This window comes from Burkholderia sp. Ax-1720 (assembly GCF_011753035.1).
In the GTDB taxonomy this organism is placed as follows: domain Bacteria; phylum Pseudomonadota; class Gammaproteobacteria; order Burkholderiales; family Burkholderiaceae; genus Burkholderia; species Burkholderia gladioli.
Window position 1 is genome coordinate 83,782 of sequence record NZ_VWWK01000010.1, and the last position, 7,011, is coordinate 90,792.

A 7,011-nucleotide genomic window follows, 5' to 3' on the forward strand; every position below is an offset into this window, starting at 1 on the left:
ATTGTAGGGAGCTCGGGCGCATCGATGATCGCAAATACGATCACTGATGCGCCAATTCGGATCTTTTTGATTGCCTGGAGCGCATCGCGTTCAATGAAACTCGCGGCTCGAGGTGCGCAGGCTGCCCAGCAGCGGCGTCAGGTCCTCCAGGTATTGCGCGATCAGGTGCCGGACCTCGTTCTCGGATTGCCAGACGCCGTAGACGGCCAGCAGCCGCGAATCGAGGATTTCGCGACGCTGCCGTTCGAGCAGTTCGCGCCGAACGATGATGTTGACGCTGCCGGTCTCGTCCTCGAGCGTGACGAACAGCGTGCCCTTCGCGGTGCTCGGCATCTGCCGCGCCGTCACGATTCCGCAGGCGCGGGCCAGGCGGCGATTGCGATGCTGCGCCAGCTCCTGCGCGGAAGCCAGCCGCCGCGCGCGCAGTTGCTCGCGCAGCAGCGCGACCGGGTGGCGGTTCAGCGTCAGGCCGATGGTGCGATAGTCGGCGACGATGTCGTCGGCCTCGGACGGTGCCCCGAGTTCGGGCCGCACCGGCTCGTCGATCGGCGCCATCGCCAGCAGGTCGCGCGAGGGCGCGGCGGCCACCGCCTGCCACAAGGCGTCGCGCCGGTTGCCGGCCAGCGTGGCGAAGGCGTTCGCGGCCGCCAGTGCCTCCAGGTCGCGCCGTTCGAGCCGCGCGCGGCGCGCGAGGTCGTCGACGCTCGCGAAAGGGCCCTGCTGGCGTGCTGCCTCGATTCGCAGCGCGGCTTCGCGGCCCAGTCCGGCAACCAGCGACATGCCGAGACGTACCGCCGGGCGGCCTTCGGGCGGCGGCTCGTCGGGCAGCGGTTCGAGCGAGGCATCCCAGTTGCTCGCCGTCACGTCGATCGGGCGCACCGTCACGCCGTGTCGCTTGGCGTCCTGCACCAGTTGCGCGGGCGGATAGAAACCCATCGGCTGGCTGTTCAGCAGCGAGGCGAGGAAGATCGCCGGCTCGTGGCACTTGAGCCAGCTGCTGGCGTAGACGAGGATCGCGAAGCTCGCCGCGTGGCTTTCCGGGAAACCGTATTCGCCGAAGCCCTTGATCTGCTCGAAGATCTGGCTGGCGAACTCCGAGGGGTAATTACGCTCCGCCATGCCCTTGACGATCTTCTCGCGATACTTCTCCAGGTTGCCCTTGCGTTTCCAGGCCGCCATCGCGCGCCGCAGCTCGTCGGCCTCGCCCGGGGTGAAGCCGGCCGCAATGATGGCGATCTGCATCACCTGTTCCTGGAAGATCGGAACGCCCTTGGTGCGCTCCAGCGCAGGTCTGAGGTCATCCTTCAGATAACTGACCGGTTCGAGTCCTTGCCGCCGCTTCAGGTAGGGATGCACGGCACCACCCTGGATCGGCCCAGGCCGCACGATCGCGACCTCGATCACGAGATCGTAGTAATTCTCCGGCCGCAATCTCGGCAACATCGACATCTGCGCGCGCGACTCGATCTGGAATACACCCACCGTATCGGCATTCGAGATCATGTCGTAGGTCGCCTTGTCGCCCTCGCGAATGTCATCGATGCTCATGCGCTTGCCGCGCCACTCGCCGACGAAATCGAACGCGCGCCGCAAGGCCGTCAACATGCCGAGGGCGAGCACATCGACCTTCATCAACCCGAGCGCCTCGAGGTCGTCCTTGTCCCACTGGATTACGCATCGCCCTTCCATCGCGGCATTCTCGACCGGTACCAGTCGTGTGAGCTTATCGCGGCTGATCACGAAGCCACCGGAATGCTGTGACAGATGACGCGGAAAACCGAGCAGCCTCGAAGCCATCTCGGCCCAGGCCTGGATGATCTGCGCTGAGGGGTCGAGCCCAACCGAAGCGAAACGTGCAAGCAAATCGGCGCGGCCGTCGAACCACCGATGCTCCTTGGCGACACGCTCGACCAGCATCAGGTCGACACCAAGCGCCTTGCCGGTTTCACGCAGCGCACCGCGCGGGCGATAGGTCGAGACAGCCGCCGCGAGTGCCGCTCGGTCATTGCCGTATTTTCGATAGATATACTGAATGACCTCCTCGCGTCGCTCATGCTCGAAGTCCACGTCGATATCGGGCGGCTCGCCGCGCTCACGACTGATGAAGCGCTCGAACAACATGGTGGTCCGGCCGGGATCCGCCGCGGTCACACCCAGGCAATAGCAGACCACCGAGTTCGCGGCGGAGCCGCGGCCCTGGCAGAGGATCTGTTGGCTGCGGGCAAACTTGACAACGTCGTAGACGGTGAGAAAGAACGGTTCGTACTCCATCTCGGCGATCAGGCCCAGTTCGTACTCGATACGCTCCTTCACCGAATCGGGAACACCGTTCGGGTAGCGTTTGCGCGCGCCACTCCAGGTTTCCTGCTCCAGGTATTGGGTCGGCGTCATCCCTTCGGGCACGATCTCGCGCGGATACTCGTACTTCAAGTCCCCCATCTCGAAGCAACAGGCACCAAGCACCCGACAAGTCTCCGCAAGCGCCTCCGCCGGAAACAGCCGCCCGATCCGCCCCAGCCTGCGCAGATGCTGCTCGGCATTCGACGCCAGCGCATAACCGCATTCACCGACCGGCTGCCCGACGCGAATCGCCGTCATGATGTCCTGCAAGGGCTTGCAGGAACGCGCATGCATGGTCACGTCACCGAGCGCGACCAACGGCATCGCGCGCTGCACACTCGCGGCCTCGATCGTCTCGCGATAGACGCCATCGAGCGCTCGCCCCAACTGCACGAGTCCGAGCCGCGCCTGCTCGCCGAAGACGTGCTTGAACCACGCCACCTGCGCATCGAGCACGTCGGCACGCACGGGATAACTCGGCACGAGGATCGCGAAGCAATCGGGCACGCCGCGCAGATGCGCGAACTCGGAAGGCGGGGCAGCCAGCATGCGCGGCGTCAGCGTGTAAGTGCCCTTCTTCGACGCCATGCGCCGCCACGAGATCAGCTCGGAGAGATTGCCGTAACCCTCGCGATTGCGCGCGAGCAGCACCAGCCCGAAGGCGCCAGGGCCCGGATCGCCGCCCGGCGCCACCACATCGGCCGTCACCTCGAAATACGAGCCGATCACCAGGCGCAGCGGCTCGGGCTTGCTGGCCGGATCGCTGCCCGCCTCTTCCCATTGCTTGAGCAAGGCTTCGGCATTCGCCTTCGCGGCCACGTGCATGCGCGGCGCGCCTGCCAGCGAGCACTCGTCGGTGATCGCGATGCCGCGATAGCCAAGCGCCTGCGCGCGCTCGACCAGTTCCTCGGCCGCCGAGGCGCCGTGCAGGAACGAGAAGTTCGATCGGCAGAACAGCTCCGCATAAGCGGGCAAGGCATTCGGAATCGCCATCGCCTCACCCGGACAGGCCGTGAGGGAATCCGCGCGGCGACTCGTCTTCCCCGCCTTGGCGGCCACCGTGGCAGACAGCCCTCCCGCCCTTCGGAAGGCGACCGCGCTCGATGGCCTGGCTGCTTCGCCCGGCGTTCGCGAAATGCCCTGGCATCGGCATCGCGTGCGATGACGCACGGCGGCGGGAAAGGACGACCAGACGGTTCATGATGAGGACCCACAATACTGGATATGCATACAGTATTGTGACGCAAAATCCCGGCCCGTTGCAGATCCGTCAAACAGAAGATTCCCGGACGATTCCGCCCCGTTTCCCTCAGCCCCACCCGCAGTCAGGACAGCTTGCGTCGCCGCGCCTCCTCAATGCTCCCGGACAAATATATCCCGTCCTCTGCATTGACCAATATCAAATCAAAATACAAAACGCGACTTTTCAGACAAACCCTCTCTTCGAATCAACCCACAATCAAATGCAAAAAAATACTTCCACACACCCCAACAACAATCGCAAGCGCATCAACCCTTCAGCCATGGACATTTATCTTGAAACGAAGAGACGCATTGAAAAAAGCCGCCATTCTCTCCAGCACCGCGATCCTGCCCGCCACGGCAAAAGCAGGATTACTGGCCGGATTAAGCACCCTGCTCGACAATGTCCTCAATAACGCGAATGCCGCCTCGGCCTCGGCCCAGCCGTCGATGCCACCCGCCTCCAGCCGCCTCGGCGCATCCCTTCCCCTTCTTCCGCAAAACGACAGCTTCATCGGAAAGATCAATCGCCGCAATCAAGTGAATCAACGGCATATCCAATATAGGTGGACGACTCGATTCCCCAACGCCACCGGCATTCCGATGGCAGCCACCGTGACTTACGACGATCTCCCCTCACTCGAGTGGTTATTGAAATTCGCCTCGATCATCGCCAGGATTCTCGTTAATTTCATTGCCGCAATACCGGGCGAATTAGGCGTAGCCTGGAAAACAACGATCGACAGGATATGCAGAGGCATCGACTCGGCACAGGCCAGCTACGATTCGATTCTCAAGAATCCGAGCGGCTCGAACACTCCGCAAAGACTCGCGAATCTCAATAGAAAAATCATCGGCCTGCTCACCGACATCAACAGCTTCATCCATGGCGCCATCGCTCCCACCGATGCCCGCTACACCGCCATGCACAACGTGAACGGCGAGGACAAGTACAAGGCGCTGTTCGCGACCATCAAGCTCCCCGAATATGCCGACCATTTTCACCGGGACGACGTCTTCGCGCGCCTGCGCGTGAGCGGCCAGAACCCGGTTCTCATCCAGGGCGTATCGGAGCTGCCCGCGAAATTCCCCCTGACCGACCAGCAGTATCGGCAGGTGATGGGCAACGCCGACGATCTTTCCGCCGCGGCTCGCGAACGCCGGCTCTACCTGCTCGACTATGTCGACAATCGCGCCCTGGCGACCTCGGGGCCGGTCTCGAAGCTGCTGACGGGCAAGGGCTACGCATTTGCGCCGATCGCCCTGTTCGCGCGCCCTCGGGGCGCGGAATCGCTGGTGCCCGTCGCGATTCAATGCGGGCAGGATCCGGCGACTCATCCCCTCTTCCTGCCCGCCCCCGCCTCCGACGAATCCGCGTATTGGGCCTGGCAGCAAGCCAAGACCGTGGTCCAGAACGCCGAGGAGAACTATCACGAGATGTACGTGCACCTGGCGCGCACCCATCTGGTCAGCGAAGCGTTCGCCATGGCGACGAACCGCAACCTTCCGCCCGCGCATCCCCTGCACCCCTTGCTGATGCCTCATTTCGAAGGCACCTTGTTCATCAACGAGGGCGCCGCGCTGGCGCTGCTGCCCAACGTCCCGCTGGGTTTCATCAACACGCTGTTCGCCGCGCCGATACCGCGGATCGCCGCCGAAATCGCCGCGGACAGGCTGGCCTTCGATTTCTACGAGCACATGCTGCCCAGGGAACTGGCGAACCGGAAGATCGACAACCCGTACGACCTGCCGGACTATCCGTATCGCGACGACGGCATGCTGATCTGGAATGCCATCCGGCGGTGGGTTGGTGAATACGTCGGTGTCTATTACCTGTCGGACAGCGCCGTGATCAACGACTACGAACTGGCGGCCTGGACCAAGGACGTGGCCGGTAGCGGCCGGGTGAAGGGTTTCGTGACGATCCAATCCCGGCAACAGCTGATCGACGTCCTGACCCTGGTCATCTTCAACGCGAGCGCGCAGCACGCGGCCGTCAATTTTTCGCAGCCCGACTACTGCCTCTATGCGCCCGCGCTATCGGCCCTCTCGTGCGCCCCGGCGCCCACCTCGATCAACGGTCAATCGCGACGAGACTGGGAGGCCATGCTGCCGCCCATGATCTCGGCGATCGAACGTATCGCCATCTACACGATATTGGGCGGGGTCCATTATCGAAAGCTCGGGGACTATCTCTGCAATAGCTTCCCGCACCGCCCTCTCATGGTCGATCCCAGGATCACGGGAGATGGCGGCCCCTTGCAGAGATTCAGGCAATCGCTCGAGAAAATCGAGGACCTCATCAATCTGCGCAACCGGAACCGCCCTTGGCCCTATCCCTACCTGTTGCCCAGCAGGATTCCGGCGAGCACGAATATCTGAGTTCCCCATCGCCTCACCCGAACAGGCCGTGCAGGAACCAGCGCCGCGCCTCGCCCTCGCGATCCTGATAGATCCAGTAACAGGCCCCGTCCTCGTCCTGCGCGACGTGGTAGTCGCGCAGGACGATCCGGCCGTCGAACCAGCCGCCCTCGATACGCTCGAAGCTCGACACGATGCGAAGCTGCCCGCGATAGCAGGGCCGCTCATCGCGCATCGCGAGCGGAATCGGCTCGGCCAGCAGCCAGGCCGGACGCGGCGACGCGATCGGCTGGGCCGGCAAGCGCCCGGCCGGCGCATGCAGGGGCAGCCAGCGGTTCGCGGTTTCGGGGCGATAGTCGGCCGAAGGCACGGCGCGCAGCACGTTGTCCGCGCCGAGCCGGGCGCTCAGCAACTCGACGAGCCGCGCGCGGGCCTCGCGCGTGCGCCCCGGCTCGGGAAACAGGTCGACGGGCGGCGGCGCGACCGATTCGACGCGTATCGCGACGAGCCGCACCGCGAGCACCGCGGCCGGCAATTCGAGGCACGCGAGCCGTTCGCCGAGCACGCGCAGGCAATGCGTTTCGTCGCGCGTCGGTTCGGCAAAGGCAAGCTCGATGGCGGTGGGCGGCACCGCCGCGCGGCCGCGTTCGTGATCGAGATCGAAGCGCAGCACCGCGACCGACAACTGCCGCGCGGCCAGCCAGCCGCCGAGCTGGGCGACCAGACGGCGCGCGACGAACAGCACCGCCTCGGCATGCTCGACGCGTTCGGGCAGTTCGAGCCGCACATCGAATTCGGGGGGAATCGGCAGCCAGGCAAAGGGCTCGGGCAAGTCGCCATAGGCGCGATCGAGCGAGGCCAGCAGTTCGGGCCCGCAGCGCCGCTGCAAGCCGGCACGCGGCAGCCGGCGCAGATCGGCCAGCGTCGCGCAGCCGAGCCCGTCGAGCCAGCCGGCGTAATCGCGCGCGGCCGGCATCAGCTCGCAAGGCAACGCATCGAGCGAGCACCGCAGCGTGGCCTCGCGCATCACGCGCCGGCGCCGCCCCCGACGTGGCCGGGCGCGCGCCA

General features: G+C 64.7%; 3 protein-coding genes. 1 reads left to right on the forward strand and 2 read right to left on the reverse strand.

Translation table 11 applies throughout. The annotated features are described in order from the left end of the window. Window positions 1-90: 90 nt before the first annotated feature. A complete protein-coding gene (locus F3J18_RS05685) occupies window positions 91-3,333 on the reverse strand; it encodes an error-prone DNA polymerase (RefSeq protein WP_166911857.1) in 3,243 nt (1,080 codons plus the stop codon). 543 nt (window positions 3,334-3,876) lie between these two features. Between F3J18_RS05685 and F3J18_RS05690 the strand changes: the two genes are divergently transcribed. Next, window positions 3,877-5,964: a lipoxygenase family protein gene (locus F3J18_RS05690; RefSeq protein WP_240156363.1), complete on the forward strand. Its 2,088-nt coding sequence runs from the start codon at window positions 3,877-3,879 to the stop codon at window positions 5,962-5,964. A gap of 13 nt (window positions 5,965-5,977) precedes the next feature. Here the strand turns inward: F3J18_RS05690 and F3J18_RS05695 are convergent. Then, window positions 5,978-7,011: DNA polymerase Y family protein (locus F3J18_RS05695; protein ID WP_166911859.1), on the reverse strand; the 1,034-nt coding region annotated here is incomplete at its 5' end.